Origin of the sequence: Hyphomonas adhaerens MHS-3 (assembly GCF_000685235.1) — a bacterium.
GTDB lineage: Bacteria > Pseudomonadota > Alphaproteobacteria > Caulobacterales > Hyphomonadaceae > Hyphomonas > Hyphomonas adhaerens.
The window spans coordinates 800,132-826,035 of the sequence record NZ_ARYH01000001.1 but is presented as its reverse complement, the minus strand read 5'-3'; the positions used below and the strand labels follow the sequence as shown (position 1 = coordinate 826,035).

The following is a 25,904-nucleotide window of genomic DNA, read 5'->3' as shown; positions in this document are numbered from 1 at the left end:
GGCCGGCAGTGACGGAACGTCCCGTGTAGGCTAAAGCCTCAGCCCATGTTCGAGACGAGTTTCATCACATTGTTTCCCGAGGCCTTTCCTGGCCCGCTGGGCGTGTCCATCCTGGAACGCGCCCGCAAGGAAGGCATCTGGGACTGGGAAACCATCCAGCTTCGCGAGTTCGGCCTCGGCAAGCATCGCAATGTCGATGCCCCGCCGACCGGGGGCGGGGCCGGCATGGTGCTGCGCCCCGATGTGGCCGCCGCCGCGCTGGACAGTATCGTCACCGACAACAAGCATCTCATCTATCTCTCTCCGCGCGGGAAACCGTTCACCCAGAAAATGGCGCACGAATTCGCCAGCAGCCGCGGACTGATCATGTTCTGCGGCCGGTTTGAGGGGCTCGACCAGCGGGTGATCGACACACATGGCCTGGAAGAAGTGTCGATGGGGGATTTCGTGCTTGCCGGCGGGGAAGTGGCGGCCATGGCGCTGACCGAAGCGGTGGTGCGCCTGCTGCCGGGTGTGGCAGGGAATGCCGACTCCTTAAGTGACGAATCCTTCGAAAATGGCCTGCTGGAACATGACCAGTATACAATGCCGCGCCAGTGGGGCCCTCATGGGACTCCGGACGTCTTGCTGTCCGGCGATCACAAACGCATCGCAGAATGGCGTTTGAACAGCGCAAAGGCGTTGACAAAGCAACGCCGCCCCGATTTATACGCCGCTTACTCCGAAACCCACGATATCCAAGCGCCGGAGACAGGCGATGAACATTATTGAACAGCTTGACGCAGAAGAAGTTTCCCGCGTCCTCAGCGGCAAAGACATCCCGGCATTCTCGCCTGGTGACACGCTGGCCGTGAACGTCCGCATTACGGAAGGCGACCGTGAGCGCGTGCAACGCTTTGAAGGTGTGTGCATTGCTCGTTCGGGCGCTGGCGTGAACGAGAGCTTCACGGTCCGCAAGATCTCTTTCGGTGAAGGCGTGGAGCGTGTGTTCCCGCTGGTGTCGCCGATGATCGAGTCGATCGAAGTGAAGCGTAAGGGCCGCGTTCGCCGCGCCAAGCTCTACTACCTGCGCGGCCTGCGCGGGAAGGGTGCCCGTATCGCAGAGCGGACCACCGGCCACGGCATCGAGCAGGTCGAGATCGCTGTCTCGAAAACCGAGCGCCGCCGCCAGAAAGACGCTGCCAAGGCTGCCCGCAAGGAAGCGGCTGCTGCCGAGCGCGAAGCAGCTGCCAAGGCAAAGGCTGAAGCAGACGCCGCTGCGGCGGCTGCCGCCGAGGCCGAAGCCGCTGCAGAAACTGCAGAGGGTGGCACCGAGGAATAGACCTCCTCCGCCACAGGCACATGACAAGCGCCCCTGCCGAAAGGCGGGGGCGTTTTCGTTGCGGCTGTCAGTGCAGACCGAGGCTGGCTTTTGCATAGGCCGTCATGTCAGCCACGAGGTGGTCGAAGACGAGGCGCATGCGGCGGTTGCCGCGCAGGTCTTCATGCATGGTGATCCAGGTTTCCAGCGCGAAGCTCATTTCCTCCGGAAAGAGGCGGATAAGGTTCGGATCGGGCCGTGCGAGACTGGTCTGGCAGATGCCGACGCCGAACCCGGCCCGGATCGCAGCCAGCTGGGCCAGGTCATTGTCGGTCCGGAAGGAAAACATCTGCCGCGTCAGAGGCATGCCAATATTCTGCAACGCGTCTATGCCCGCGGTCTGCCGGTCGAAGCCGACAATCGCATGGTCCGTCAGGGCGTCGATTGTGTCCGGCTGGCCGCGGCGGGCGAGGTAGTCCTTGTGGGCATACATGGCGAGCTGGATGTCGCCGGCCTTCTGCGCCACCAGCGCGCCCTGGGCGGGCCGGACCATCCGTACGGCGATGTCGGCATCGCGGCGCAGGAGGTCAGACGTTTCATTCGTCGCGACCAGTTCGAATGTGATGCTGGGATGGGCGGCGCCGATCCGCGCCAATATCGGCGGCAGGACTTCCACGCCGATAATCTGGCTCGCGCTTAGCCGGACAGTGCCTGCGATCTCGCCGTCCGCACCCGACGCGGAGCGGACCATGGCCGCCACGGCGGCCTCCATGGTGAGGGCGTGAGGAATGAGCGTTCCGGCAAGGTCTGTCGGGGACAGGCCATGCGGGGAGCGGATGAACAGGGCGCCGCCGCCGAGCGCCGCCTCCAGCTGTGAGATGTGACGGGCGACGGTGGGTTGGGTCAGGCCGTCCGCCCGGGCGGCCGCCGACAGGCTGCCGGTGCGCCAGACACCCAGGAAAGACCGGCAATGGTCCCAGGAGAGGGGGAGGGGTTCCACTAATTTCGTATAGCGGATGTAGAAATTATCGCAATTTTCTTTAGCGCGTGGCGCGACCACCTTTGTGAGGCAGACACAAAGGAGACGTTCCATGACCCGTTCACATACAGCCCTCATCCTCGGCGCGACTGGCGGGGCTGGTTTTGAAATCGCCGAAGCGCTCCATCGCCGGGGCTGGCAAATCCGGGCGCTCAGCCGCCGGCCGGACCATGGCCAGACCCTTCTGCCTTATGCCGACTGGCTGAAGGGTGATGCGATGAACGCCGGCGAAGTGGCCGACGCAGCCATCAATGCCGATCTGATCGTCCATGCTGTGAACCCGCCGGGCTACCGCAACTGGCGGGGCCTCGCCCTGCCAATGCTGGACAATACGATTGCTGCCGCAAAGGCAGCCGGCGCGCGGATCATGTTTCCGGGCACAATCTACAATTACGGGCCGGATGCGTTCCCCCTGTTGAAGGAAAGCACGCCGCAAAACCCGCACACGCGCAAAGGCGCCATACGGGTGGAGATGGAAGACCGCCTGCAACGGGCAGCCGGGCAGGGGGTGCGCGTCCTGATCGTCCGGGCGGGTGATTTCTATGGGCCGCACAGCACGAGCAATTCCTGGTTCAGCGCGGGCCTTGTGAAACCCGGCCAGCCGGTCAAATCCGTCACCTGGCCCGGGCGGGCCGGGGTGGGGCATGCCTGGGCCTATCTGCCGGACTATGGCGAAGCGGTCGCCCGGCTTGTCGAGCAGGATGCCAGGATGGCTGCCTTCGAGACCTTCCATTTTGCCGGGCACTGGTTCGAAGACGGACGGGATTTTGCTGAAGCCATCCGGGCGGCGGCGGGCGTGCCGGATGCACCGATCCGCAGATTTCCCTGGTGGCTGATTCAGGGCCTGTCACCTTTTGTCCGCCTGTTCCGGGAACTGTCGGAAATGAAATATCTCTGGGACGTGCCCGGCCGACTCGACAATGGCAAACTGGTGCAGTGCCTGGGTGAGGAGCCGCGCACGCCGGTGCGGGCAGCGCTTCACACCACGCTGGAGGCCATGGGATGCCTGCCGGAAACCACCCGGGTTAAAACCGAGTTCAACTTAAGGGATTGTTGAGGCGCCTATGTTCTCCTCCGATGGTGGGGAGCGTGTGATCTGATGAATGGCGACGGCAAAACCGAATTGCTGAAGGGGGTGCTGAACCTCCTGCCCAATCCCGTATTCATCAAGAATTCAGACCATGTCTGGATCGAGGTGAACGACGCCCTGTGCCGGTTTGGCGGTCGTCCGCGCGAGTCGCTCATCGGGCATACCGATTATGACTTTTTCCCAAAAGACCAGGCTGACCTCTTCCGGGAAGTGGACAATGGCGTGCTGGAGACGCGCGCTGGCAGCGTCAATACTGTCCAGTTCACGAATGCCGACGGCGAGGTGCGCTGGGTCGAATCCTCGAAATCCTGTTTCGAGGATGCTGCAGGCAATGTCTTCATCGTTGGTGTCCTGACGGATGTGACGGAGCGGATATTGCGCGAAACGGCGCTGGAAGAGGCGCGTGAGACGGCGCTGAACGCGGCGAAATCGAAAACGGAATTCCTGGCAAATATGAGCCATGAGATCCGCACACCCATGAATGGCGTTCTCGGCATGTCCCAAGTGCTTCGCCGCACGGCACTGAACGAGGAGCAGGTCGAGATTGTCGACATGATCGAACGGTCCGGCGAGGCACTGCTGACCGTGATCAACGATATTCTCGACTTCTCGAAGATCGAGGCCGGAAAGCTGACGATCGATGCAGAACCCTTTTCCCTGTCCACTGTGCTGGACGATGTTGCCGCGCTGCTGGGGTCGGGCGCGAACGAGAAGGGGATTGAGCTGATCACGGACATTTCCCGCGATGTGCCCGATGAGCTGGTGGGCGATGCTGGCCGCATCCGCCAGATCCTCACAAACCTGGTCGGCAATGCGATCAAGTTCACGACTGAAGGTCATATCCTTGTGCGCATTACAGGGTCGGGAGAGAACGGCTACGCCCATCTCGCGATCACGGTAGACGATACGGGCATCGGCATTCCGGAAGACAAGCTGGAAACCGTGTTCCACCAGTTCGAACAGGCGGACGCCTCCACCACGCGGCGCTTCGGTGGCACGGGCCTTGGCCTGTCCATCTGCCGCAGCCTTGTGGAGGCGATGGCCGGGCAGATCGACGTCACGTCGACCTTCGGCGTGGGCTCCACATTCCGGGTCGAGTTGACCCTGCCGATTGCCGATGATGAGCCGCGCCTCTTCCTGGAACCGGTCGAACGGGCCGACCTCAGCCATGTCCGCGCGCTGGTGATTGACGACATTTCGCTGAACTGCCGGATCTCGGCCAGCCAGCTGGCCCTTTATGGCATCCGGTCCGACCATGAGACCGATCCGCGGCAGGGCCTGCGCCGCCTGGCCGAGGCTCACAACCGGCGTGAGCCGTACGATCTGCTGGTGCTGGACTACCAGATGCCGGACATTGACGGTCTGCGTGTGGCCCGGATGATCCGGTCCAAACCGGCCTTCAACCGGCTGAAGATTGTCGTCGTGTCTTCCGTCGATTCCCAGGATGTGAAGGCGGCATTCCTCAAGGCCGGGGTCAACGACTTCCTGATCAAGCCGCTGCTGAGCGGGGCGCTGGGCAAGGCAGTCAGCGGGGTCATCGGCAGTACGCGGCGTCCCGCTCCGGTCACAGCTCCGAAGCCGGTGCCGCCTGTCGCGCCGGCCCCGCCGCCGGGCGGCCGTATCCTGATTGCCGAAGACAATGAGGTGAACCAGCGGGTCATCGCCGGTCTGCTGGAGGGGGCGGGCTATGAACTTCACTTCGCGGCAAACGGAAAAATCGCGGTCGACCTGTTCCGCCAGAATGCCTATGCCCTTGTGCTCATGGATGTTTCCATGCCGGTCATGGACGGGATGGCGGCGACGCGCGTTATCCGGGACTTTGAAGCGACCGGAGGCCGGCCCCCGACACCTGTCATCGCCGTGACGGCCCATGCCATGACCGAGGAACGCCGCGAATTTCTATCGCGCGGGGCGGACGCCGTGCTGACCAAACCGCTCGACAAGGCGGAATTGCTGGAAACCGTGCGAACGTGGACCGGGCGGACCGCCCGCCAGGTCGCCTGAACTGCCATCTGACACATTGACGCGATGCGCCGTGTGTTGCACGAGACGCGCTGACCGGCGCGTTTGCGCGCAATAATTTTCTACAAGCAGGGAATATTCGGCCCATGGCAGGCAAGACACTCTACGACAAAATCTGGGATGCCCATCTGGTGCACACCGATGAGGCGTCGGGGGAAAGCCTACTCTATATCGACCTGCACCTGATCCATGAGGTGACGACACCGCAGGCCTTTGCGGGGCTGAAAGCAGCTGGGCGGGGCGTTCGCCGTACTGACCTGACCCTCGCTGTGGCCGACCACAACACGCCGACCGAGAACCAGGCCGCAGGCCTCGCCGGGGTGAAGGATCCGGAAGCGCGCAACCAGCTGGAAACGCTGTCGCGCAATGTTGCCGAATACAACATCAAGTTCTTCCCAATGGGCGATATCAATAATGGCATCGTCCATGTCGTGGGGCCGGAACAAGGACGTACCCAGCCGGGGATGACGATTGTCTGCGGCGACAGCCATACCTCCACCCATGGCGCGTTCGGCGCACTGGCGCACGGCATCGGTACGTCTGAAGTCGAGCATGTTCTGGCGACCCAGACCCTCCGGGCCCGGAAGATGCAGAACATGGCGATCGAAGTGACCGGCAAGCTGAAGTCAGGTGTTACGGCCAAGGATCTCGCCCTGCACATCATTGCCCAGATCGGTACGGCCGGTGGCACGGGCAGTGTAATGGAGTATCGAGGCGAAGCGATCCGTGACCTGAGCATGGAAGGGCGCATGACGCTGTGCAACCTGTCCATTGAAGGCGGCGCCCGCGCAGGGCTCGTCGCGCCGGACGAAAAGACTTTCGCCTACATCAAGGGCCGTCCGGCTGCTCCAAAGGGCGGCGCATGGGAAGTTGCGGAAAGTTTCTGGAAGACACTGCACACGGATGAAGATGCCGTCTTCGATCATGTCGTCGAAATCAACGCCGCAGACGTGGAGCCGACCGTGACCTGGGGCACCAGCCCCGAACAGGGGATTCCGGTCTCCGGTATTATTCCGAAGCCGGAAGACTTTTCCGATCCGGTGAAAGCCGCTGCGTGTGAGCGCGCGCTGGACTATATGGGCCTGGAAGGCGGTGTGCCGATTGCTGGAACGCCGGTACAACGCGTCTTCATCGGTTCCTGCACCAATTCCCGGATCGAGGATCTCCGCGCCGCCGCAGACGTCGCCAAAGGCAATCATGTGGTTGACGGTGTGCGCGCTATGGTCGTGCCGGGCTCCGGCCTCGTTCGTGCGCAGGCGGAAGAAGAGGGCCTCGACCAGATCTTCCTCGATGCCGGCTTTGAATGGCGTGAGCCGGGCTGCTCCATGTGCCTCGGCATGAACCCGGACACCCTGTCGCCGGGCGAGCGCTGTGCGTCGACGTCGAACCGGAATTTCGAAGGCCGTCAGGGCCGCGGTGGCCGCACTCATCTGATGAGCCCGGCCCTCGCCGCGAAAGCCGCGATCACCGGCGTGATCGGTTGAAGATCGTAGGGAACGCGTTCGTTCTTGTTTGCGGATTGGTGCTGGTGCTTGCTGTTGCCTGGCTGGCACACCTCCACTTTGAAACCCGGGGAAAGACAGCAAACGCACCGGCTCTGATTGAGCAGGTTCCGTCCATGCTGGAAGCCGGCGAGTGGCTGGATGGTCGCCATGAATATGATTTCCAGGGTGGCATGGCCTGGTCTGCCTATCGGGTGAATCCGGACATTGCCGAACACATCAACCGAAGGGGATTGGATTTCCTGATCGAGACGACCCACTCCCCGGAAAGCGGCCTTCGCCGTGACTGGGAGTATCTTCCGGCGCCGGATGCTGCGGGATCTCAGCGGGGATGCAAGATTTACGGCTCTGATCGTGAGTTGCGTCCGGAAGGCAAAACGCTCCGGGATATTTTGCGTGCAGCGAGCCAGTCTTCACCCTTGTACATTGCGACATTGGATTCGGGAGCGTGCCTCGCGGTCTATCCGGACGAGCAACTCATCCATATTTCTTGGATGGACTAGTCCGTCCTCAGCGTCCGCTCGCGCATTGCCAGGAAGACCGGCAGGCCGAACGAGACGCCGACGCTGAACGTGCAGGCAATCGGCAGCCAGAGATAGCGCAGGCCGATGCGCCTGCCTTCGATCAGGATAAAGACAGTGAGCACCACGGCCGAGACGATCACGTCCCAGCCGAAGAATCCGCCGATCCGCGTCGCGAAGAGATCGCCGACAAAGCGCGGCACATCCAGCCCGTGTTCCATGAACCAGGGCAGGAATTGCGACAGCGGAAGAACAGCGCCCGCAATAGCGAGCAGGGCATAGACAAGAACGGCCGGTTTCATGGTCTCTCCAAAGTGGCAGGGGCGGGAAACAGGTGTGTTATAGCGCGGATAGGCGGCGCGTCTTGGTCCGCTAACCCGAATTCTTAAACCGAGCTTTCAGTTGCTTCCGCATCGTGGCGGGCGGATAGTCCGGCAAAACCACGAAGGAGGACAAGATGGCTGGTACGGTGAAACTTCCGGGCGGTGTAACGCTGGATGGCCCGCGGGGGCGGACCTATGCGTCGATTCTCGAAACGGTTGGCGCGACGCCTTTGGTAGCGGCGCCGAAATTTTCGGCTGAGACGGGGATCAAGGCGAACCTCCTGTTCAAATGCGAATTCTTCAATCCGCTGTCGAGCGTCAAAGACCGGATTGGGCTGAACATGATTCTGGAACTGGAAGCTTCCGGCAAGCTGAAGCCCGGCGGCACGCTGGTGGAGCCGACCTCCGGCAATACGGGCATCGGCCTTGCCTTCGTGGCCGCGGCACGCGGATACAAGCTGATCCTGACCATGCCGGAATCCATGTCGATCGAGCGGCGCAAGATGCTCGCTTTTCTCGGCGCGCAACTGGAACTGACGCCGAAGGAGAAGGGCATGGGCGGGGCCATCGCCAAGGCGCAGGAAATTCTCGACTCGACACCCGGCGCAGTGATGCCGAGCCAGTTCGACAATCCCTCCAATCCGGCGATCCATGAAAAGACCACGGCGGAAGAAATCTGGGGCGACACCGACGGTGCGGTGGATGCGGTCATCGCTGGCATCGGCACGGGCGGTACCTTCACCGGCTGTGGCCGTGTGCTGAAGGCGAAGAAGCCAGACCTGAAAATGATCGCGGTGGAGCCGGAAGGAAGCCCCGTCCTGTCCGGCGGGGATCCGGGCCCGCACATGATTCAGGGCATCGGTGCGGGCTTCATTCCCGCGAACGCCGACACCGGCCTGATCGACGAAGTGGTGAAGGTCACCAATGAAGAAGCCATGGCGAACGCCCGCAAACTGGCCGCGCTGGAAGGCATTCCGGGCGGCATCTCGTCGGGCGCGGCGGCCACGGCGGCGATGAAAGTCGGCAGCCGCGACGACATGGCGGGCAAAACGCTGGTGGCGATCCTGCCGAGCTTTGCGGAACGTTACGTCTCGACGGCCCTGTTCGAGGGGTTGTAAGCCTCACTGCGTGATGGCGCTCCATACTGTAGCTCTCTTTGTCCTCGGCCTCGTCATGCTGGCCATGGCGGCTGGCCTCGATGCGATGATCCGGCTGGACGTGTCCGGCTGGGTCCAGCTGCTGCTGGCCGGGTTCGGCGTCTATCTTGTGGTCATGTCCTGGTTCTCGCTCAGGTTCGACCGACGCCGGGCCCATGTGCTGGAAACCGGCACGCCCCAGCCAGCGCCATTCGAGATCCGCCGGACGACAGACAAGCAATCGGCGGCCTTTCTCGCTGAAGTCAAAATCGGGGATGAGGTTTGGGTCACGCCGCTGCGCATCTCCCGGCGGGTTCGCCAGTTGTGCAAGAAGGGCGAACTGGAGGGCGAGGCCTGGCTTGACGGGGAAGGGCGCCTCGTCGCCCTGGCCCATGAGGGGGAACAGTTTCGCGTCATGCCGTTTCCGCGCCGCAAACGCTTTGGAAGAAAAGACAGGAAGAAGAAAAAGACATGAGCCAGCTCGTCACCGGCCTCGATCATATTGTCCTCGTCGCGCCTGAAATCGACTCCGCCGCGGCGGTCTATGAAGCCTTGCTGGGCCGCCCGCCCGTCTGGCGGGCGAACGGGGAGGGCGGGGCCGCGACGGCGATCTTCCGCGTCGCCAATACCAGTCTCGAACTGATGGCGCCTGCAGGGGAGGGCCCTGTGGCAGACCGGCTGCGGGAGATTATCGAGGCAGAAGGTCCTGGCCTGAAAACGCTGGCATTCGGCACAGCAGATATTGCGGCTGCGCATCACAAGCTGACGCGGCGGGGCATGGGCCCGCAGGACATCGTGCCGGGCGAGAGCACGAATGAACTGGATGGAGCCACGCGAAGCTGGAAGCGTTTCCGCTGCGCGGATGATCAGACGTCCGGCATCAAAACCTTCCTGATTCAGCCCGAAACGCCACTGCCGTCACAGGACGCTCCGGACGGCGCCGTCGTTTCGCTGGACCATATCGTCATCGACACACCCAATCCGGACCGGGCACTTGGCCTGTACGGGGCGCGGCTGGGGCTGGATCTGGCGCTCGACCGGAATGCCCCTCAGTGGAAAACGCGCTTTCTGTTCTTCCGCACGGGCGGGCTGACCTTTGAGGTCATCCACCGGCTCGGCGAAACGCATGATCCGGCCGGGCCGGACCGGATCTGGGGCCTGACCTGGGAGGTGGCGGACCTTGCCGCCGCCCATGCCCGTCTCACCGGGGCAGGCTTCAACGTTTCGGAATTGCGCAAGGGCCGCAAACCCGGTTCGAGCGTCTTTACGGTCAGGGATGGCACAATGGGCGTTCCGACGCTTTTCATTGCGCATGAGCCGAAGTAAGAACGCCGCCATGACACCGTTTACTGAAATTACCGGAACCGCCGCGCCGCTGCTCGAAAAGGGCAAGCTCATGTCCAATGTCGACACGGACATGATCATCCCCAAACAGTTCCTGAAGACGACAGAGCGCACCGGCCTGTCGAAAGGCCTGTTCTATGAGCTGAAAACCCTGGCCGATGGCTCGCCGAACCCGGATTTCGTACTGAACAAGCCGGAATTCGCAAAAGCCGATATCCTGATCGCGGGCGAGAATTTTGGCTGCGGGTCCTCACGGGAACATGCGCCATGGGCGCTGGCGGACCAGGGCATCTCGGTCGTCATCTCGCCGAGCTTCGCCGATATCTTCCATAACAATTGCTACAAGAACGGCATTCTGCCGGTGCGCCTGCCGGTGGACGTCTGCGAAAAACTCGCCCGGCAGGCTGGCGGATCGAACCATGTCTTCTCGGTCGACCTGGAAGCGCAGATCGTGACGGCACCGGATGGTGAGACCTACACATTCGACGTCGACCCGGGCCGCAAGTCCAACCTGCTGCAGGGCCTCGACGAGATCGGCGCCTCGCTGCAGGCCGAAAGTGACATCAACACTTATGAAGCCACCCGCAAGGTCTCCATGCCGTGGCTCGAGCCGGCGGGCTGAAGCCCGGACGGCATCCGAGAAGGGAAACCCGATGCCGGACAGAGTAAAACCAATCTTCCTCGTGCTGGGGCTGGCGGCGCTTGGCGCCTGCCACAATGATCCGTTTTCTATAAAGCCGGAAGTGAACGTCACCCTGCCGGAAAAGCCGCCGGCAGATGCCACGGCGCCTGAAGATGATGGCGCCGCAACCTCCGAAGAAAGCGAGACGGACTCATGATCGTCATCGAAGGCACAGTCAGAGTTCCGCCGGAACGGATCGAAGCGGCCCGTCCGGCGATGGAGACCATGATCCGTGCCAGCCGGGCCGAATCCGGCTGCATCGACTATGCCTACAGCGTCGATCTGCTCGACCCCGGCCTGGTGCGGGTGACCGAACGCTGGGAAAGCCGGGAGGCGCTGAAGGCGCATTTCGCCACGCCCCATATGGCCGCCTGGCGCGAGGAAATCGCCAGCCTCGGCATAACAGACCGGTCCCTGCGGCTGTATGAGGCCGATCCAGAGCCGATCTGAGGCATTTTCACCGGGCAGGCTGCGTCAAAAACCGTGGGTGACATTGCGGCTGGGGAGCGGTAAATGCCGCCCATCGGTATTGCGTAATAGACAGGCCAGAACATGCATCAGACACTCCTCCTGCTCCCGGGTGACGGGATTGGCCCGGAAGTCACCGCTGAAGCCCGCCGCGTGGCGGAAGTGGTCGCGCCGGACCTGAAAATGGAAGAAGGCCTGGTCGGCGGGGCGTCGATTGACGCGCATGGCGATCCGCTGACGGAAGAGACGCTGGAACGCGCGCGGCAGGCCAATGCCGTGCTGCTCGGCGCGGTCGGTGGGCCGAAATGGGTTGGCTCAGCGCGCGACAAGCGTCCGGAAGCCGGCCTGCTGGCCTTGCGCAAAGGCCTCGACGTGTTCGCGAACCTGCGTCCCGCCTTCTGCTTCCCTGCGCTGGTGGAAGCGTCCAGCCTGAAGCACGACGTTGTGGCCGGCCTTGACCTGATGATTGTCCGCGAGCTGACGGGCGGGGTCTATTTCGGCCAACCGCGTGGCATCGACGAAACCAGCGGCATCCGCCGCGGCTACGATACGTCGGTTTATACCCATCCGGAGATCGAGCGCGTGGCGCACGTCGCCTTCGAGATCGCCCGCGGCCGTCAGGGCCGTGTTTGTTCGGTCGAGAAATCCAATGTCATGGAATCCGGCCTGTTCTGGCGCCAGGAAGTTACGCTGGCGCACGCCGAAATGGGCGCAGGCGTGGACCTGTCGCACATGTATGCCGATGCCTGCGCCATGGAACTCGTCCGGGCGCCAAAGCAGTTCGACGTCATCCTCGCAGGCAATCTGTTTGGCGACATCCTGTCGGATGAGGCGGCCATGCTGACCGGGTCGATCGGCATGCTACCCTCCGCCTCGCTCGGCGCTCCGGGCACGCCCGGCCTTTACGAGCCGGTGCATGGCTCTGCGCCGGATATTGCCGGGCAGGGAGTTGCGAACCCCTGCGCCGCGATCCTGTCGCTGGAAATGGCACTGCGCTGGTCGCTCGGCCGGGAGAAGGCGGCCGATATGCTGTTTGCGGCTGTCGGCAAGGCGCTCGACCAGGGCGCCCGCACGAAGGACCTCGGTGGCAGCCTGTCCACAAGCGAAATGGCCGACGCGATCATCGCCGCACTCTGAATTGCGTGCCGTCGAACGCGCAGGCGCCGCTACAGGATGCGGAGCGGCGCGGGCAGGTCTCCCCGAATTTCAGACGATCTGTGCGGTGCGTCGGTAAGAGGAAATTTTTTCTTGCCCAGATAGTTCTCATGTGCATTTTGGCCCTTGTAACGCGAGGCTGATATCACATGAAAGAAACTGTCGAGATTGTACCGAAAACTGACGAAAAACCGGAAGTCGATTTAGCGTTTTGGGAGCAAAATGGCTATTACGTCCTTCCAAAGTTTCTTTCGGACGAACAGGTGGACGCAATTGTCAACGAGACCGAGGAAGCATGGAAAAATCGGCGTGACGATATTGTCGCCGACAATCAGATCTACTCCCCGACCCAGAAGCGGGTGAGGAATTATCTCGACCGTTTGTCCGAGGAAGAGCGGACGGAACGGTACGTGATGAATGACCTGTTCCTGGTCAGTGATCCAGTCCGGTCGGTCAGCCTTGATCCGAAGCTGGTACATGTCCTTCGTGAACTGCTTGGGACGGAGCCGGTCCTGTGCCAGTCCCTGAACTTCAAATGGGGTTCGGGCCAAGGCATGCACCAGGATACACTTTACCTGCCACCGCCGAACGAACGGGACATGATTGCGATCTGGGTGGCGCTGGAGGATATCCACCCTGACTCTGGGCCACTCCGCTACATGCCTGGTTCGCACAACATCCCGGTCTACCGGTTCTCCAATGGCAAGATCCGGGTGATTCCGGGGGAAGTCAGCGGATGGGACGATCACATTGCGCAGCACACCGAGCAAATGGGCCTGCAAGAGCAGGTGAACCATGCCAAGAAGGGCGACGTCTTCATCTGGCATGCCTTCCTTCTTCATGGGGGATCGCCGATCCAGAACTGGGACCTGACGCGCAAGAGCCTCGTCTGTCACTACTATTCCAAGTCAGATCTGGAATCCGTGGGTGGTGCCAGCCAGTTCGATCATGGCGGCTACTGGTGGCCTCGGTCGCCGCAGTTGCCCCGTTAACATCGTGACATAACGCAAGGGTAAGATTGCCCCTGCGGAGAGCTCATGAGAGCATTCCCCAAAAATATGAGGGAGGAATGCCATGTCATACGCCGATGGACGGCTGATCCATGATGCCGATAGCCATTTGATGGAGCCGGCCGATTGTCTTGATCCGTATTTCGAGAAACGCTTGCTGGACCGCTTCCTGGCGCTGCCGCGGGTGAAGGAATTGCGCACGGGGGCGAAGGCTGAACATGTCGGGGAACGCCTGGCGCTGCAGCAGGATGCAGCCTTCCGGGCGGAGGCGGACGACAATATCCTGTTGCGGAAGAACTATGACGCGCACGGGGCATGGATCCGGCAGGACCGGCCGCACACGCTGGACAAGCTCGGCTTCGCCAGTCAGCTCGTCTTCACCACGCACTGTCTCGGCAATTTCGGCCTCGACCAGTCGGATGACATGGAGCTCTGCTACGCCGCAGCCGATGCGCATAACCGGATGATGACGGACTTCTGCAGCATCGACCGGCGTCTTCTGGCTGTCGCTTACGTGCCGCTGGAGGATTTCGACCGGGCGCTCGCCACAGCGAAGCTGGCCCTGGAGCTTGGGGCCAAGGCGCTGATGGTGCCGAGCCTTTGCCCGCAGCATCACTCGCCGAGCCATGTTGCGCTGGACCCGGTCTGGGCGGCGGCGCAGGAGGCCGGTGTCCCGGTCGTACTTCATGTTGGCGGGGAGAAGAAACTGAACCCGGCCTACAAGGAAAACGGCCTGCCGCCGGTGCCGGACTTCCATGGCGGCGACGACAATTTCACCTCCGTCTCCTACATGCCGATCCCCGAGGCGGCGATGCAGACGCTGGCGACGCTGATCTTCGATGGTGTTTTCGACCGCTTCCCGGATCTCAAATGGGGCGCCATCGAACTCGGCGCGAACTGGGTGCCAGGCTGGATGCGGGCAATGGATTCTGCCGCGCATGCCTTCATGCGCAATGAGGAACGCCTGCAGAAGCTTTCCGCGAAGCCGTCAGAGATCGTCCGCCGCCAGTTCCGCGCAGCGCCTTATCCGCATGAGGATGCCGGCTGGATCATCCGGAATGCTGGAGAGGAGATCGCCATGTTCTCCTCCGACTTCCCGCATGTCGAAGGCGGCCGGAACCCGCTGAAACGGTTTGATGAAACCCTGCAAGACTTGCCGAAAAGCGCCATCAAGGCGTTCTATTCCGGCAATTTCATCGACATGATGGGTGAGGGCCTCGCCCCGGACCTGCGCGTGCCGGAACTGCAGCGGTCGGCCTAGCTGTAGTCTGCGATCCGGCAGAGCAGGTTCCCGCGGAATTCGAAGAAGCTGGCGCCGCGCACTTTCACGGTCTCACCGGCCTTGATGCCGTTCGGCAGGTCGACGGCGGCCTTGCCTTCGAATTCGATCTCGGCGGCTGCCTTGCCGCCGCCGGACACGACATTGACCAGTCGCTGGCGGCGGTATGAGAAGGCATTTCCGGACAGATCTGCCACCTGGCGCATCATGTCCTTGCCATCCAGGCGCATGGATCCACCGGCATTTGAGATGTTTTCGAACACGACATCATCGGTCACGCAATCGAGCATGCCGTCAATGTCACGGTCATTATAGCATTGAATATAGCGGGCAATTACGTCGTCGAGCATGGGGCTGGGGCCTCCATATGTGTCTCCGGGTGCCCCCTCGTGTTGCCTGACAGGGGGCCGAATGGCAACAGGCTTTGCGCATCGGTTCGAAATGCGCCATAAGCCCGCCTCGAATTGCGAGGAGCGAAAAAGCCATGGGCACACGGATTGCGATTGTCGGCGCGACAGGAAATGTCGGGCGTGAATTGCTGGCCATTCTGGACGAGCGCTTGTTCCCGGCGGACGAAGTCCACGCCGTGGCATCGCGCCGGTCGCAGGGCAAGGAAGTCTCCTATGGCGACCGGACGCTCAAATGCCAGGACATCGAAAGCTTCGACTTTTCCAAGGTCGATCTCGTCCTGATGTCTGCCGGCGGCTCCACTGCGAAGCAATGGTGCCCGAAGATCGCCAAGGCCGGCGCCATCACCATCGACAATTCCTCCGCCTGGCGGATGGACCCGGACGTGCCGCTCGTCGTGCCTGAGTGCAATGGCGACGCCGTGATGGGGTACGAGAAGAAGCGGATCATCGCGAACCCGAATTGCTCGACGGCACAGCTGGTGGTGGCGCTGAAGCCGCTGCACGACGCTGTCGGCGTCAAGCGCGTGGTCTGCTCGACCTACCAGTCCGTTTCCGGCGCGGGCAAGGACGCCATGGACGAGCTGTGGAACCAGACCCGCGGCATCTATGTGAACGACGAGCCCACGCCCGAGATCTTCCAGAAGGAAATCGCCTTCAACGTCATCCCGCAGATCGACGTCTTCATGGATGACGGCTTCACCAAGGAAGAGTGGAAGATGCGCGTCGAGACGAAGAAGATCATCGACGAAAGCATCGAACTCGTCGCCACCTGTGTGCGCGTGCCGGTGTTCGTCGGTCACTCCGAAGCGGTCAGCGTGGAACTGGCAGCCCCGATGAGCGCAAAGGAAGCGCAGGACCTGCTGCGGGAAAGCCCCGGCATCATGCTGGTCGATGATCCGAAGGAAGACCTCTACATCACGCCGAAGGAATGCGTCGGTGACTGGGCGACCTTCATCAGCCGCGTGCGCAAGGACCCGACCGTCGAGAACGGGCTGTTGTTCTGGTGCGTCTCGGACAATTTGCGCAAGGGCGCCGCGCTCAACGCGGTGCAGATTGCGGAAGAGCTGCTGAACCGCGGCGTCATCAAACCGGAAAAACAGACGGCCTAGACGGACTAGTCCGTATCCGAATCGAATTTTGCCTTGTCTGATTTCTCTGAACGGGTCTCGACGGTGACGTTGAGGCCCGTTGCGCTTTTGAGGTGCAGGTCGCGCTGCGGGAAGGGGATTTCGAGTTCGTACTTCTCCAGCGCCGTGTGGATCGCCCAGTTATAGTCTGCGATCACGCGGGCGGGGCGGCTGACGGCCGCATCGGTGAGCCAGGCGACGAGTTCGAATTCCAGCGCGCTGTCGCCGAATTTGGTCAGCCACACCTGCGGTGTGCGGCCCGGCATGCCCTTCAGAGTCCATTCGACTTCTTCAGCCGCTTCCAGTCCGGCCTTGCGGACAAGCTCCTTGTCGGAGCCATAGGCGACCCCGAACGGCACGCGGACCCGGCGGCGGGCCTCGCGCAGGGTCCAGTTGATGACCTGCGCCTTGATGAACTCCTCGTTGGGTACGAGGATGTCGACATTATCGTTCGTGGTGACCAGCGTTGAACGGATATTGATCTCGCGCACAAGGCCGGTGACGCCGGACTGGAGCTCGATAAAGTCACCGACTTTCACGGACTTTTCGATCAGGATGATCAGGCCGGACACGAAGTTCGAGAAGATCGCCTGCAGTCCGAAGCCGATACCGATGCCCAGTGTCCCGGACAGGATGGTCAGGGCGGTCAGGTTCACCCCGACCACCTGAAGCGCGATCAGGATGGCGATGATGATGAAGGCAATCTTCAGAACCTGGCCGAGCAGGCCGGCCATGGATGGCGTCAGCTTCTTGGAACTGCGCAATTGGGCCTGCGCCGCGTCACCGGCAATCCGGCCGAGCCAGAGCGCAAAGGCGGCCACGGCCAGGCTGGTCAGCAGGCGCAGGATCGAGAACTTCACCCCGCCGAGTTCGATGATTGTGGAGTCCAGCGATTCCGTCACCGGCTGCAGCAGGCGCAGGATGTACAGCGCAGCGATCAGCCAGGCGAGCAGGGTGAGTGTATTGGCGACCAGCCCGTCGCGGATATTTGACGTGATCAGGCGGACGATGATCCACGCATTCAGCAGGCTGGCAGCGACGCGCAGGATCTCGTTGCGCAGGCCGAACTGGCCGAAGACGGGGATCGTGATCCAGAGCAGGAGCGCGGTCACCACCGGCCAGACGATGCGGGCCGAGGACACAGCGGCGTGGAACAGGACATCCGACCGCTCACGGCTGGCCGCCAGTTTTTTCAGCCGGGTGACCGGCACACGGGAGAGGAAGAATCCGACAATCCCGGCCAGGATGATCGCCAGGAACTGCCAGAGCGATTCATAAGACAGGAATTCCGCTGCCAGATGGGCCACGTCTTCCTGAACAGAGCGAAGCACGTCTTCGAACTTCAGCGTGTTCAGGAGCGAGGGCGATGTTTCTTCCATCTGGCGGGCGTTTCTCCATGCGTGGCGTGGGTGTTCTTCCTGAAATCTAGACGATGCACGCAGCAAGGCAACCGACGCCGGTTTTCGTGACTATTCAAGAGTCATTCGGATTGATACAGCGCAGCGCATGTCTTCAAACCAGCGTTTCGGATTCCTGGTTGGCCTGTGTGCCTATTTCATCTGGGGCAGCCTTCCGCTGTACATCCGGGCGATGCGGCATGTCCTGCCGCAGGAATTGCTGGCACATCGGGTGATCTGGTCCGTTCCGACGGCGCTGCTGCTGATCGCCCTGGCGGGCAACTGGCGCGACATCCGGGCGGCCTTCCATTGGCGCACGGCAAAATGGCTGATCCTTTCCGGACTGGTGATCGGGGCCAATTGGGGCGTCTATATCTGGGCCGTGAATGCCGACCGGACCATTGAGGCCTCGCTCGGCTATTTCATCAATCCGCTGGTCAGCGTGCTGTTCGGCATGGTGTTCTTCACCGAGACGCTGCGCCCGGCGCAGTGGGCATCGGTTGCGATTGCGGCAATTGGGGTGGCGATCGTGACGGTCGCTTATGGCCATGTGCCATGGATCGCCCTCTTCCTGTGCATGAGTTTCGCCTCCTACGGCGTGATCCGGAAGAAAATGGCGGTCGACAGCCGGGCCGGTTTCCTGATGGAGGTCGTCGTGCTTGTGCCGCTGGCCATGGGCTGGCTCGCCTGGTTTGCACAGCAGCCGGACGGCCGGTTGATGGGGCAGGGCGGCTGGGACATTCCGCTGTTGATGGCGGCAGGTCCGATCACGGCGTTTCCGCTGATCCTGTTTGCGCTGGCGGCCAAGCGGCTGAAACTGTCGACCATCGGCATGATGCAATATATCGGGCCCAGCATTCAGTTCCTGATCGCGGTTTTCATTTTCCGCGAGCCGTTCGGACTGACGCTTGCCATCGCCTTTGGCTTCATCTGGCTGGCGCTTGCCGTGTTCACCGTCGATTCCATGGTGGGCGAGGCAAAGGCCCGGCGGCTGGCGCGCGCGGCCCGGCCTGTCTGATATCAGGACAAAAAAGCCCCGGCACCAAGGGGATCGGCACCGGGGCGTGTCAGTTTCTGACAGATAGAGATGGGAGTCCTATCTGAGCGCGTATCCTGCAATAAATACGCCAGATCGCGGAAATTGATGCGGTCAGGCGCGTGAGGTGGACATGGCGATCCAGAGCGCCACGATCGCGAGCGCCAGGCCAAAGCCGATCCGCGCCGCGAAAGATGTACGCCATTTTTCCAGCAAACCGCCCAGATGGTCGGCCACCAATACGATGGTCACGTGCACGATCAGGGAGAGGAGAATGTGCAGGCTGCCGAGCAGGAGGATCTGGAGCCAGAGATGCCCGAGGCGGGGGTCAGCGAACTGGCCGACAACGAGCAGATAGAACACCAGCGCCTTGGGGTTCAGCAGGTTCGCAATCAGGCCGCGCCGGAACCCGGCCAGCTTGTTCGCCATGGCAGGTGGGGCCGAGCCATCGTCCCGAAAGGCTTCCCAGGCGAGGTAGAGCATGAAGGCAACCCCGCCCCATCGGAGCGCCTCATAGAAGGTGACCGATCCCGCGAGCAGGGCAGACAGGCCCGTCGCGGCGGCCAGAAGCTGGACCGCGAGGCCGAGCGTGATTCCCGCCACCGCCTTGAAGCCATGCTGGCGGCCGGCGCGCGCCGACAGGGTGGCCAGCCATCCCATGTTCGGGCCTGGCGTCAGTTCCACCGCAAGCATGGCGACGATAAAGGCCGGCCAGTCGAGCGCGCCAAACATGTCAGAGCGCGGCGTAAACGGCTTCGACGAGACGGACGGCGCGCGGATCGCCGACCAGCACGTTCGACTGCCGGTTCATGACATAGGCGCAGGTCAATTCCGCATCCGGATCGGACACGGCCATGGAGCCGCCCCAGCCGGAATGGCCCAGCGTTGCCGGGTTCGGGCCGAACAGGCCATGCGTGTTCAGCATGATGCCGGCGCCGAAGCTGGTCTCCAGCGGCAGGACAAGATCGGGTCCGTGTGTCCGGGGACGGATCAGGTCTTCGAAGATACCGGAGCGCAGCTTGCCGCCGCCGCTGCGGGCATAGTGATGGTAAATCGCGCCGACGCTTTCTGCGGTGCCATGGCCGTTGGCGGAGGGGATTTCGATTTCGCGCCAGATGGCGCCGCCCCGGTTGGGGGCAGACCATTTGTAGACGAAGGCGGCCTTCCGGTAGTCATTCAGCTCGCCAAGGTCGGCAAGCGCGCTTGGGCGTTTGATATCTGCGCAGCGGTCATGTTCGCTGGCAGGCAGGCCGATATGGAAATCCACATCTGCGAACATCGACTTCAGCGTCGTGCCGAGAGTCTCGCCGCTGATCCGGCGGGCAATCTCGCCTGCAATATAGCCCCAGGTCAGGGGGTGGTAGCCATGCGCGGTGCCGGGTGGCCACATCGGCGCCAGCTCGGCAATGGCGGCGGCGCAGGCTGGCGGGTCCAGCCAGATTTCGGGGTCGATCTCTTCCGGAAAGCCGGGCAGGCCCGCCTGATGGCTCAGCGCCTGTCCGATCGTGACGGCGTCTTTCCCATTGGCGGCAAATTCCGGCCAGACAGCGGCGACCGGGGTTTCGTAACCGTCCGGCAGCGTGTCGACGAGGGAGGCGAGCACGAAGGCAGCGATGCCCTTGGTCGTCGAATAAATCGGCACCAGCGTGTCAGCGCTCCAGGGCGTCGTTTTCTGCCGGTCGGCCCAGCCGCCGAGCAGCGAGGCGATCAGTTCGCCGCGGTGATACACGGCAAACCCGGCGCCCAGCTCGTCCATGTCCTTGAAGTTCGCCTCGAAGACATTTCGCACGTTTTCGAGGCCAGCGGCGGTGAAGCCGGAAATCGGAAAATCGGTCATGCCCCGGCCATACGGCCTAATCCGCGCTGTTGTCGAGACTGATGGCTGCCTGTTTGGCTGCCCGGGCATCGTCCATTTCCTGCAGGAAGTCTTCCAGTTCGATCTGCCATTCGAAGACCTGGCGCTGGCCGAATTGTATTTCGCCCCTGAATTCCTGCTGCAGGCGGAGGCAGACGACCTGTCCGAACCACTTTTCCTCCGCAAAGGCGGTGGTGTCCTTGAAACCGGCATTGTGCGTGTTCGCGATTTCAAGCGCTTCGATACGGGAAAAGTCCGCCATTTCGCGGCAGGACACGTAGCGGATGGACCGGCAGGCCGGCTGCGGGCCGTCACAGTCGCTCAAGGTGACATCAAAGGCCTGGCCCAGCATGTCGCCGGTCAGCATGGGATGACCGTCCTCATAGGAAATCTCGACAGCCTCGGCGCCGTATTTCACGAGTTCGCCGCGCAGCTGGCTGGCCGTGACGGTCTCCGCGAACGCCGCAGGCGATAACGCGGTAGCCGCAAACAGAAGGGGGAGTGTGAGGCGCCGGGCCATGAAAGCCTTCCCGGGATTTCCGAACCGATGACCGAGCTAACCGGTTTTCCGGGCCTGAAGCAATTGCCGCAGTTGCACCCGCAGCAGTGCAAGGCGATAGTCCGCGCGCTTGAAAAGGGATTGCACGACCATGGCTTCACAGACGCACCGCCCGCGCCGCTCCTGTCTCTATATGCCCGGCGCCAATGAACGGGCCCTGGAAAAGGCCCGCGGCCTGCCGGCTGACACGCTTTTGCTGGATCTCGAAGATGCCGTTGCACCGGACGCGAAACTGACTGCACGCGAAGCCATCCTCAGCGCCGTGAAACAGGGCGGCTATGGCTACCGCGAGATTGTCATCCGCATGAACGGGCTCAGCACCGAATGGGGCGCCGATGACCTGAAAATGGCGGTTTCCAGCGGCGCAAAGGCCGTTTTGGCGCCGAAAGTCGAATCTGCCGCTGATATTCACGTCCTCGACAAGGCGCTGACCGAGGCTGGGGCTCCGGCCGATTTCGGCCTGTGGGTCATGATCGAGATGCCGAAGGCCATCCTTCATATCGAGGAGATCGCCGCCACCGCCGCCGAGACGCGCCTCACCACCTTCGTTATGGGTACCAACGACCTTGCCAAGGAGTACCGTGCCCGCATGACGCCGGACCGGATCGCCTTCCAGGTGGCGTTGCAGCTGTCGGTTACTGCCGCCCGCGCCTATGGCATCACGGCCATCGATGGTGTGTTCAACGACATCAAGGATGAGGACGGCCTGATCAATGAATGCGAGCAGGGCCGCGATCTCGGCTTTGACGGCAAGACGCTGATCCACCCGTCGCAGCTGGACACGGCCAACCGTGTCTTCGCGCCGAGCCACAATGACGTGGAGCAGGCCAAGGCTGTGATCGAGGCGTTCGCAGACCCTGCCAATGCTGGCAAGGGTGTCCTGAAGGTCAACGGCAAGATGACCGAACTGCTCCACCTCGACGAAGCCCGCCGCACCGTTGCCATGGACGAGGCCATCCGCGCCTTCGAAACGGCCTGAGCAGAGAAGGGGAGGACCTGATGAGCTACACCATTCTGCACAACCCGAACTGTTCGACATCGCGCAAGGGGCTGGACCTGCTGAAAGACGCCGGCATTGAGCCCGACGTCCGCAAATACATGAACGCCACCGAACGGCTTTCGGTCGAGGAGCTGAAGGACATCGCGAAAAAGATGGGCGGCGTCAGCCCCCGCGTCTTCATGCGGGCCAAGGACGCCCCGGCGGCCGGAATCGACGCAAATTCCAGCGATGAGGCCATTTTCGAGGCCATGGCGGAGAATCCGAAGCTGATCCAGCGTCCGATCGGCATCAAGGGCAAGAAGGCCGTGCTGGGCCGTCCGCCGGAAGACCTGCTGAAACTTGCCTGATGACTGCGAATTTGGCCTGAATCAGGGCGATTCGATCAAATTTCATCGATTCTGATTGCCGGATATAAGCCACTCCGCGCGAGACTGGCGTCATGATGATGACTGTCCTTCTCGCCCTGGCGGCTCTGTGCCTCGTCTTTGCCGGTTTCGGTTTCTTCGGCCTGCCTTATTTGATCGCAGGGCGGCATGTGCTGGACCAGCTGCGTCTCCGCCTGACCGACAAGGCCGTGCTCACCGGCCTGGTGACTGCGGCGATTTCACTTGTTTGGGTGCTTCAGGCGTCTCCGGCCTTGATTTCCCACGGGACCGGCGTGCAGGTAGTCGCCGATCAGATGACGGGCAGCAGCTGGCAGGTCTAAGGCAGATTTGCATTCCAGCGGCAGCCCCGGAAACGAGGCTGCCATGACCGCACAGACAAAATCCAATCCCGGCAATTATTTCGAGGACTTCTCGATCGGCATGGAGCTCGTCCATGCCACGCCCCAGACCGTGACGGAGGGCGATATCGCGCTCTACCGGGCGCTGACCGGAAACCGTTACGCCCAGTATTCCTCGGCTGAATTTGCCCGGGCTGCCGGCTTGCCGGGCCTCGCCATCGACCCGATCCATGCTTTCCACGTCGTCTTCGGCAAATCGGTGCCGGACATTTCGCTGAACGCGGTGGCCAATCTTGGTTACGCCGACGGCCGGATCCGCCGTCCGATCATGCCCGGCGATACGCTGAACACCGTGTCCGAAGTCATCGGCATGAAAGAGAACTCCAACAAGCGCACCGGCGTCGTCTGGGTCCGTACACGCGGCTTCAACCAGAATGGCATCGAGGTCATGTCCTTCGTGCGCTGGGTGATGGTGAACAAGTGGGAAGAGGATTCGGCTGTGCCGCCCGCCCACATTCCGGACCTGCCGGAGGCCGTGCCGGGCAGCGAGCTGGAAGGGTTCGCCCCGATGGAGGACTGGGACTTTGCCCTCGCCGGGTCGCCCTATGGGTATGAAGACTATGAGATCGGCGAGAAGATCAACCATGTCGACGGCATGACGGTGGAAGAGGCCGAGCACCAGATCGCGACACGCCTCTACCAGAACACCGCGAAGGTGCATTTCGATGCGCATGGCCAGAAATCCAGCCGCTTCGGCAAGCGCCTGATCTATGGCGGCGTGGTGATTTCGATCGCCCGCTCGCTGGCCTTCAACGGCCTCGCCAATGCAGGGCAGGTGCTGGCCATCAATGGCGGCACGCATGCAAGCCCGCTGTTCGCCGGCGACACGATCTATGCGTGGAGCGAAGTGCTGGACAAGGCGGACCTGTCGGACAAGGCAGGGGCCCTGCGCCTGCGCCTTGTGGCCGTGAAGGACCAGGATCCGGGGGCATTCGCCTACAAGACCGGTGACGGCAAATATGCCGACGGCGTGTTGCTCGACTTCGACTACTGGGCGTCCATTCCCAAGCTCAGCGGCCGCTGACCTTCCAGAGGGCCGTGCCCGCGCCTATATGAGGTGCCATGAGCGGGTATGGCCCTTTTGACGGATTTACGCTGGTGGCCATCGCGCTTGCGGTGGTCCTTTCGGCATTGGTGAGCCTGATCGGCACATCCGGCCGCAAGCGGAACATCGCGCTGGGTGAGGCGCAGGTCGGCGATCTGGCCGAAATGACCGGTATCCGGGATCCCAAACGCTTGCAGGACGTGTTCGGCCCGCCGGACATGGGCCGCGTCTGGCGCAGCGTAACGCTGCTGGACGTACGCCGCGCCCGCACACCCGAAGGCTGGCTGATGTCGTCCGATCTGGTCGATTATGCCTGCATCGCCGCGGCGGTGACGGCCCTCCTGGTGTCTTTCCGCCTGATGCCGGCAATCCTCCTGCTGGCGCTGGGCATTCAGGTTGCGGGATGGATCGTCTCGACGCGACTGCCGCGATAGGGCAATAGAGCCCGCTATGCAGAATCCTGAACACCGGAGCCGGAAACGCGCATGAAAATCTGGAAGATGAACGGGGCGGGCAATGCGTTTGCCATTTTTGACGCCCGGTCGGTGCCGTTCTCCCCGACGGAGGACCAGGTGCGCCAGCTGGCCGAGGAAATGAACGCCGACCAGGTCATCGCGCTGGAACGCGATGCGGCCCGCGATGTGTTCATGCGTATCTGGAACCGGGATGGCGGGGAAGTGTCCGCGTGTGGCAATGCCAGCCGCTGCGTGGGCCGCCTGCTGCTGGACGAGACCGGCAAGGACGGCATCACGATTCAGACCGAGGCCGACATGCTGCGCGCCTTCCGTGCTGAGGATGGCCTGATCACGGTGGACATGGGCTCGCCCCTGATGGGCTGGGAAGACATTCCGCTGGCGGAAAAGATGGATGTGCGCGGGGTCGACGTGAAAATCGGCCCGATGGACAACCCGATCCTGTCGCGCCCGGCAGTTGTGTCCATGGGCAATCCGCACGCGGTGTTCTTCGTGTCCGATGTCGACGCCTATGACATTCCGGCGCTTGGCCCGCTGGTGGAGTGGCATCCGCTGTTTCCGGAAGGCACGAATGTCGGATTTGCGCAGGTCATCGACCGCAACACGATCCGCCTCCGGGTATGGGAGCGCGGGGCCGGGCTGACGAAAGCCTGCGGAACGGGCGCTTGCGCGGCGCTGGTCTGTGCGGCGCGGGCAAAGCTCACCGAGCGCAAGGCGACGCTGATCCTCGACGGCGGCGAGTTGCTGGTCGACTGGCGCGAAAGCGACGACCGCGTCTACATGACCGGCCCGGTCGAACTGGAATTCGAGACAGAGATCTAAAGGTCTTCCGTCCGGCGCCAGATCATCCGCACATCAGGCGTTTTCTCCTCGTTCCGCTGTCCATCCGTGAATTCGACTTCCTCGAACCCGAACCGGGCATAGAAGGCGCGGGCGTTGCTGTTGCGCTGGAATGTCCAGAGTTGCAGCAGGCTGGAAGCCGCCTGGACCCGGCGCAGCAATTGCGAGCCGAGACCGCTTCGCCAGGCGTCCGGGCCGACATAAAGATGGTTCAACCAGCCCCCCGTATACGCGGCGAACCCGGTCACATGGCCCAATGTGTCGGCGACGATGACCGTCTGGCTGGGCAAGACCTGGTCGCGAAAGAATTCGAGGACGTCTTCCGGCGAATGGACAACGGGCAGCCACGGCATGGCCGCTTCGCGTGAGACTGTGTGAAGCCTCGCAATCGCCGGTGCATCTGAAACGGAGGCTTCCCGCAACATCGTTGTATTTACCCCGTATGATCTGACGAGACTGTAGCCTCATTTTGTGCGGCTCGCGCCCTCTGACTGGTGGAAGACCTTG

Annotated in this window: 31 protein-coding genes; 23 read left to right on the top strand and 8 right to left on the bottom strand. The window is 62.4% G+C overall.

The genetic code is table 11. From position 1 onward, the window contains the following. The first annotated feature begins 45 nt into the window (after positions 1 to 45). Positions 46 to 771: a tRNA (guanosine(37)-N1)-methyltransferase TrmD gene (trmD, locus tag HAD_RS04100; RefSeq protein WP_035569591.1), complete on the top strand. Its 726-nt coding sequence runs from the start codon at positions 46 to 48 to the stop codon at positions 769 to 771. Further along, the gene (gene rplS / locus HAD_RS18845) at positions 758 to 1,321 is read left to right on the top strand and encodes a 50S ribosomal protein L19 (RefSeq protein WP_035569590.1); all 564 of its coding nucleotides are present in this window, start codon (positions 758 to 760) and stop codon (positions 1,319 to 1,321) included. Before trmD ends, rplS begins: the two co-directional genes overlap by 14 nt. Before the next feature lie 67 nt (positions 1,322 to 1,388). On the opposite strand, the gene HAD_RS04090 is transcribed toward rplS, so the two are convergent. Next, the gene (locus HAD_RS04090) at positions 1,389 to 2,393 is read right to left on the bottom strand and encodes a LysR family transcriptional regulator (RefSeq protein ID WP_084331761.1); all 1,005 of its coding nucleotides are present in this window, start codon (positions 2,391 to 2,393) and stop codon (positions 1,389 to 1,391) included. Between HAD_RS04090 and HAD_RS04085 the strand changes: the two genes are divergently transcribed. The 4 genes from HAD_RS04085 to HAD_RS04070 all read left to right on the top strand — a co-directional run bounded on the left by HAD_RS04085 (position 2,392) and on the right by HAD_RS04070 (position 7,456). Next, complete coding sequence (locus HAD_RS04085) at positions 2,392 to 3,396, top strand: NAD-dependent epimerase/dehydratase family protein (RefSeq protein ID WP_051595908.1); 1,005 nt, start codon at positions 2,392 to 2,394, stop codon at positions 3,394 to 3,396. The genes HAD_RS04090 and HAD_RS04085 overlap by 2 nt on opposite strands. 42 nt (positions 3,397 to 3,438) lie before the next feature. Then, the gene (locus HAD_RS04080) at positions 3,439 to 5,433 is read left to right on the top strand and encodes a PAS domain-containing hybrid sensor histidine kinase/response regulator (RefSeq protein ID WP_051595907.1); all 1,995 of its coding nucleotides are present in this window, start codon (positions 3,439 to 3,441) and stop codon (positions 5,431 to 5,433) included. 104 nt (positions 5,434 to 5,537) lie between these two features. Beyond that, complete coding sequence (leuC, locus tag HAD_RS04075; RefSeq protein WP_035569589.1) at positions 5,538 to 6,935, top strand: 3-isopropylmalate dehydratase large subunit; 1,398 nt, start codon at positions 5,538 to 5,540, stop codon at positions 6,933 to 6,935. A 134-nt stretch (positions 6,936 to 7,069) separates the two neighbouring features. Further along, a complete protein-coding gene (locus tag HAD_RS04070) occupies positions 7,070 to 7,456 on the top strand; it encodes a hypothetical protein (RefSeq protein WP_156942151.1) in 387 nt (128 codons plus the stop codon). Here HAD_RS04070 and HAD_RS04065 read toward each other — a convergent pair. Then, positions 7,453 to 7,776: a DUF2834 domain-containing protein gene (locus HAD_RS04065; protein WP_035569587.1), complete on the bottom strand. Its 324-nt coding sequence runs from the start codon at positions 7,774 to 7,776 to the stop codon at positions 7,453 to 7,455. The two genes, HAD_RS04070 and HAD_RS04065, sit on opposite strands and share 4 nt — an antisense overlap. A gap of 155 nt (positions 7,777 to 7,931) precedes the next feature. On the opposite strand from HAD_RS04065, the gene cysK reads away from it, so the two are divergent. The 9 genes from cysK to HAD_RS04020 all read left to right on the top strand — a co-directional run bounded on the left by cysK (position 7,932) and on the right by HAD_RS04020 (position 14,853). After that, positions 7,932 to 8,915: a cysteine synthase A gene (gene cysK / locus HAD_RS04060; protein WP_035569586.1), complete on the top strand. Its 984-nt coding sequence runs from the start codon at positions 7,932 to 7,934 to the stop codon at positions 8,913 to 8,915. A gap of 13 nt (positions 8,916 to 8,928) precedes the next feature. Further along, on the top strand, positions 8,929 to 9,408 hold the full coding sequence (locus HAD_RS04055) for a hypothetical protein (RefSeq protein ID WP_035569585.1): 480 nt from the start codon (positions 8,929 to 8,931) through the stop codon (positions 9,406 to 9,408). Beyond that, positions 9,405 to 10,259: a VOC family protein gene (locus HAD_RS04050; protein WP_035569584.1), complete on the top strand. Its 855-nt coding sequence runs from the start codon at positions 9,405 to 9,407 to the stop codon at positions 10,257 to 10,259. The genes HAD_RS04055 and HAD_RS04050 overlap by 4 nt, the downstream gene beginning before the upstream one ends. Before the next feature lie 10 nt (positions 10,260 to 10,269). Continuing rightward, on the top strand, positions 10,270 to 10,899 hold the full coding sequence (gene leuD / locus HAD_RS04045) for a 3-isopropylmalate dehydratase small subunit (RefSeq protein ID WP_035569583.1): 630 nt from the start codon (positions 10,270 to 10,272) through the stop codon (positions 10,897 to 10,899). 31 nt (positions 10,900 to 10,930) lie between these two features. Next, positions 10,931 to 11,116, top strand: coding sequence for a hypothetical protein (locus tag HAD_RS04040; RefSeq protein WP_035569582.1), 186 nt, complete (start codon positions 10,931 to 10,933; stop codon positions 11,114 to 11,116). Next, positions 11,113 to 11,409, top strand: coding sequence for a putative quinol monooxygenase (locus HAD_RS04035; RefSeq protein ID WP_035569581.1), 297 nt, complete (start codon positions 11,113 to 11,115; stop codon positions 11,407 to 11,409). Before HAD_RS04040 ends, HAD_RS04035 begins: the two co-directional genes overlap by 4 nt. Positions 11,410 to 11,511: 102 nt before the next feature. Continuing rightward, positions 11,512 to 12,564, top strand: a complete 1,053-nt coding sequence (gene leuB, locus HAD_RS04030) for a 3-isopropylmalate dehydrogenase (RefSeq protein WP_035569580.1) — start codon at positions 11,512 to 11,514, stop codon at positions 12,562 to 12,564. A 167-nt stretch (positions 12,565 to 12,731) separates the two neighbouring features. Next, on the top strand, positions 12,732 to 13,574 hold the full coding sequence (locus tag HAD_RS17780; protein WP_051595906.1) for a phytanoyl-CoA dioxygenase family protein: 843 nt from the start codon (positions 12,732 to 12,734) through the stop codon (positions 13,572 to 13,574). A gap of 82 nt (positions 13,575 to 13,656) precedes the next feature. Then, on the top strand, positions 13,657 to 14,853 hold the full coding sequence (locus tag HAD_RS04020; RefSeq protein ID WP_035569579.1) for an amidohydrolase family protein: 1,197 nt from the start codon (positions 13,657 to 13,659) through the stop codon (positions 14,851 to 14,853). On the opposite strand, the gene HAD_RS04015 is transcribed toward HAD_RS04020, so the two are convergent. Beyond that, positions 14,850 to 15,221, bottom strand: a complete 372-nt coding sequence (locus HAD_RS04015) for a nuclear transport factor 2 family protein (protein ID WP_035569578.1) — start codon at positions 15,219 to 15,221, stop codon at positions 14,850 to 14,852. The two genes, HAD_RS04020 and HAD_RS04015, sit on opposite strands and share 4 nt — an antisense overlap. A gap of 134 nt (positions 15,222 to 15,355) precedes the next feature. Here HAD_RS04015 and HAD_RS04010 point away from each other — a divergent pair, with 134 nt between their 5' ends. Next, entirely contained in the window at positions 15,356 to 16,390 is a 1,035-nt protein-coding gene (locus HAD_RS04010) for an aspartate-semialdehyde dehydrogenase (protein WP_035569577.1), read from the top strand. A 5-nt stretch (positions 16,391 to 16,395) separates the two neighbouring features. Here the strand turns inward: HAD_RS04010 and HAD_RS04005 are convergent, their stop codons facing one another. Further along, positions 16,396 to 17,787 carry a mechanosensitive ion channel family protein gene (locus HAD_RS04005; protein ID WP_084331760.1) on the bottom strand — a complete coding sequence of 464 codons (1,392 nt, stop codon included), beginning with the start codon at positions 17,785 to 17,787 and terminating at the stop codon, positions 16,396 to 16,398. A gap of 127 nt (positions 17,788 to 17,914) precedes the next feature. On the opposite strand from HAD_RS04005, the gene rarD reads away from it, so the two are divergent. Next, a complete protein-coding gene (gene rarD / locus HAD_RS04000) occupies positions 17,915 to 18,823 on the top strand; it encodes an EamA family transporter RarD (protein ID WP_035569576.1) in 909 nt (302 codons plus the stop codon). 132 nt (positions 18,824 to 18,955) lie between these two features. On the opposite strand, the gene HAD_RS03995 is transcribed toward rarD, so the two are convergent. The 3 genes from HAD_RS03995 to HAD_RS03985 are packed head-to-tail and all read right to left on the bottom strand — an operon-like array spanning position 18,956 to position 21,216. Then, positions 18,956 to 19,573 (bottom strand): LysE family translocator, encoded by a 618-nt coding sequence (locus HAD_RS03995; protein WP_035569575.1) that lies wholly within the window; start codon positions 19,571 to 19,573, stop codon positions 18,956 to 18,958. 1 nt (position 19,574) lies between these two features. Beyond that, on the bottom strand, positions 19,575 to 20,678 hold the full coding sequence (locus HAD_RS03990) for a serine hydrolase domain-containing protein (RefSeq protein WP_035569574.1): 1,104 nt from the start codon (positions 20,676 to 20,678) through the stop codon (positions 19,575 to 19,577). A 16-nt stretch (positions 20,679 to 20,694) separates the two neighbouring features. Continuing rightward, the gene (locus HAD_RS03985) at positions 20,695 to 21,216 is read right to left on the bottom strand and encodes a hypothetical protein (RefSeq protein ID WP_035569573.1); all 522 of its coding nucleotides are present in this window, start codon (positions 21,214 to 21,216) and stop codon (positions 20,695 to 20,697) included. Positions 21,217 to 21,346: 130 nt separating this feature from the next. Between HAD_RS03985 and HAD_RS03980 the strand changes: the two genes are divergently transcribed. The 6 genes from HAD_RS03980 to dapF all read left to right on the top strand — a co-directional run bounded on the left by HAD_RS03980 (position 21,347) and on the right by dapF (position 25,379). Continuing rightward, positions 21,347 to 22,234 (top strand): HpcH/HpaI aldolase/citrate lyase family protein, encoded by an 888-nt coding sequence (locus tag HAD_RS03980; RefSeq protein WP_035569572.1) that lies wholly within the window; start codon positions 21,347 to 21,349, stop codon positions 22,232 to 22,234. A 20-nt stretch (positions 22,235 to 22,254) separates the two neighbouring features. Then, positions 22,255 to 22,602: an arsenate reductase family protein gene (locus tag HAD_RS03975; protein ID WP_035569571.1), complete on the top strand. Its 348-nt coding sequence runs from the start codon at positions 22,255 to 22,257 to the stop codon at positions 22,600 to 22,602. A gap of 92 nt (positions 22,603 to 22,694) precedes the next feature. After that, a complete protein-coding gene (locus HAD_RS03970; protein WP_035569570.1) occupies positions 22,695 to 22,961 on the top strand; it encodes a hypothetical protein in 267 nt (88 codons plus the stop codon). Positions 22,962 to 23,004: 43 nt separating this feature from the next. Continuing rightward, entirely contained in the window at positions 23,005 to 24,063 is a 1,059-nt protein-coding gene (locus HAD_RS03965; RefSeq protein WP_035569569.1) for a MaoC family dehydratase, read from the top strand. A 38-nt stretch (positions 24,064 to 24,101) separates the two neighbouring features. Next, positions 24,102 to 24,518: a hypothetical protein gene (locus HAD_RS03960; RefSeq protein ID WP_035569568.1), complete on the top strand. Its 417-nt coding sequence runs from the start codon at positions 24,102 to 24,104 to the stop codon at positions 24,516 to 24,518. A gap of 51 nt (positions 24,519 to 24,569) precedes the next feature. Continuing rightward, positions 24,570 to 25,379, top strand: a complete 810-nt coding sequence (dapF, locus tag HAD_RS03955; RefSeq protein ID WP_035569567.1) for a diaminopimelate epimerase — start codon at positions 24,570 to 24,572, stop codon at positions 25,377 to 25,379. Here dapF and HAD_RS03950 read toward each other — a convergent pair. Then, entirely contained in the window at positions 25,376 to 25,822 is a 447-nt protein-coding gene (locus tag HAD_RS03950) for a GNAT family N-acetyltransferase (protein WP_035569566.1), read from the bottom strand. The two genes, dapF and HAD_RS03950, sit on opposite strands and share 4 nt — an antisense overlap. Positions 25,823 to 25,904: the final 82 nt, after the last annotated feature.

What these genes read in the sequence shown, in the direction of transcription:
- trmD (WP_035569591.1), top strand. Translation starts at nt 46, where the DNA reads ATGTTCGAGACGAGTTTCATCACATTGTTTCCCGAGGCCTTTCCTGGC.
- rplS (WP_035569590.1), top strand. Translation starts at nt 758, where the DNA reads ATGAACATTATTGAACAGCTTGACGCAGAAGAAGTTTCCCGCGTCCTC.
- HAD_RS04085 (WP_051595908.1), top strand. Translation starts at nt 2,392, where the DNA reads ATGACCCGTTCACATACAGCCCTCATCCTCGGCGCGACTGGCGGGGCT.
- HAD_RS04090 (WP_084331761.1), bottom strand. Translation starts at nt 2,393, where the DNA reads ATGGAACGTCTCCTTTGTGTCTGCCTCACAAAGGTGGTCGCGCCACGC.
- HAD_RS04080 (WP_051595907.1), top strand. Translation starts at nt 3,439, where the DNA reads ATGAATGGCGACGGCAAAACCGAATTGCTGAAGGGGGTGCTGAACCTC.
- leuC (WP_035569589.1), top strand. Translation starts at nt 5,538, where the DNA reads ATGGCAGGCAAGACACTCTACGACAAAATCTGGGATGCCCATCTGGTG.
- HAD_RS04070 (WP_156942151.1), top strand. Translation starts at nt 7,070, where the DNA reads ATGCTGGAAGCCGGCGAGTGGCTGGATGGTCGCCATGAATATGATTTC.
- HAD_RS04065 (WP_035569587.1), bottom strand. Translation starts at nt 7,776, where the DNA reads ATGAAACCGGCCGTTCTTGTCTATGCCCTGCTCGCTATTGCGGGCGCT.
- cysK (WP_035569586.1), top strand. Translation starts at nt 7,932, where the DNA reads ATGGCTGGTACGGTGAAACTTCCGGGCGGTGTAACGCTGGATGGCCCG.
- HAD_RS04055 (WP_035569585.1), top strand. Translation starts at nt 8,929, where the DNA reads ATGGCGCTCCATACTGTAGCTCTCTTTGTCCTCGGCCTCGTCATGCTG.
- HAD_RS04050 (WP_035569584.1), top strand. Translation starts at nt 9,405, where the DNA reads ATGAGCCAGCTCGTCACCGGCCTCGATCATATTGTCCTCGTCGCGCCT.
- leuD (WP_035569583.1), top strand. Translation starts at nt 10,270, where the DNA reads ATGACACCGTTTACTGAAATTACCGGAACCGCCGCGCCGCTGCTCGAA.
- HAD_RS04040 (WP_035569582.1), top strand. Translation starts at nt 10,931, where the DNA reads ATGCCGGACAGAGTAAAACCAATCTTCCTCGTGCTGGGGCTGGCGGCG.
- HAD_RS04035 (WP_035569581.1), top strand. Translation starts at nt 11,113, where the DNA reads ATGATCGTCATCGAAGGCACAGTCAGAGTTCCGCCGGAACGGATCGAA.
- leuB (WP_035569580.1), top strand. Translation starts at nt 11,512, where the DNA reads ATGCATCAGACACTCCTCCTGCTCCCGGGTGACGGGATTGGCCCGGAA.
- HAD_RS17780 (WP_051595906.1), top strand. Translation starts at nt 12,732, where the DNA reads ATGAAAGAAACTGTCGAGATTGTACCGAAAACTGACGAAAAACCGGAA.
- HAD_RS04020 (WP_035569579.1), top strand. Translation starts at nt 13,657, where the DNA reads ATGTCATACGCCGATGGACGGCTGATCCATGATGCCGATAGCCATTTG.
- HAD_RS04015 (WP_035569578.1), bottom strand. Translation starts at nt 15,221, where the DNA reads ATGCTCGACGACGTAATTGCCCGCTATATTCAATGCTATAATGACCGT.
- HAD_RS04010 (WP_035569577.1), top strand. Translation starts at nt 15,356, where the DNA reads ATGGGCACACGGATTGCGATTGTCGGCGCGACAGGAAATGTCGGGCGT.
- HAD_RS04005 (WP_084331760.1), bottom strand. Translation starts at nt 17,787, where the DNA reads ATGGAAGAAACATCGCCCTCGCTCCTGAACACGCTGAAGTTCGAAGAC.
- rarD (WP_035569576.1), top strand. Translation starts at nt 17,915, where the DNA reads ATGTCTTCAAACCAGCGTTTCGGATTCCTGGTTGGCCTGTGTGCCTAT.
- HAD_RS03995 (WP_035569575.1), bottom strand. Translation starts at nt 19,573, where the DNA reads ATGTTTGGCGCGCTCGACTGGCCGGCCTTTATCGTCGCCATGCTTGCG.
- HAD_RS03990 (WP_035569574.1), bottom strand. Translation starts at nt 20,678, where the DNA reads ATGACCGATTTTCCGATTTCCGGCTTCACCGCCGCTGGCCTCGAAAAC.
- HAD_RS03985 (WP_035569573.1), bottom strand. Translation starts at nt 21,216, where the DNA reads ATGGCCCGGCGCCTCACACTCCCCCTTCTGTTTGCGGCTACCGCGTTA.
- HAD_RS03980 (WP_035569572.1), top strand. Translation starts at nt 21,347, where the DNA reads ATGGCTTCACAGACGCACCGCCCGCGCCGCTCCTGTCTCTATATGCCC.
- HAD_RS03975 (WP_035569571.1), top strand. Translation starts at nt 22,255, where the DNA reads ATGAGCTACACCATTCTGCACAACCCGAACTGTTCGACATCGCGCAAG.
- HAD_RS03970 (WP_035569570.1), top strand. Translation starts at nt 22,695, where the DNA reads ATGATGATGACTGTCCTTCTCGCCCTGGCGGCTCTGTGCCTCGTCTTT.
- HAD_RS03965 (WP_035569569.1), top strand. Translation starts at nt 23,005, where the DNA reads ATGACCGCACAGACAAAATCCAATCCCGGCAATTATTTCGAGGACTTC.
- HAD_RS03960 (WP_035569568.1), top strand. Translation starts at nt 24,102, where the DNA reads ATGAGCGGGTATGGCCCTTTTGACGGATTTACGCTGGTGGCCATCGCG.
- dapF (WP_035569567.1), top strand. Translation starts at nt 24,570, where the DNA reads ATGAAAATCTGGAAGATGAACGGGGCGGGCAATGCGTTTGCCATTTTT.
- HAD_RS03950 (WP_035569566.1), bottom strand. Translation starts at nt 25,822, where the DNA reads ATGTTGCGGGAAGCCTCCGTTTCAGATGCACCGGCGATTGCGAGGCTT.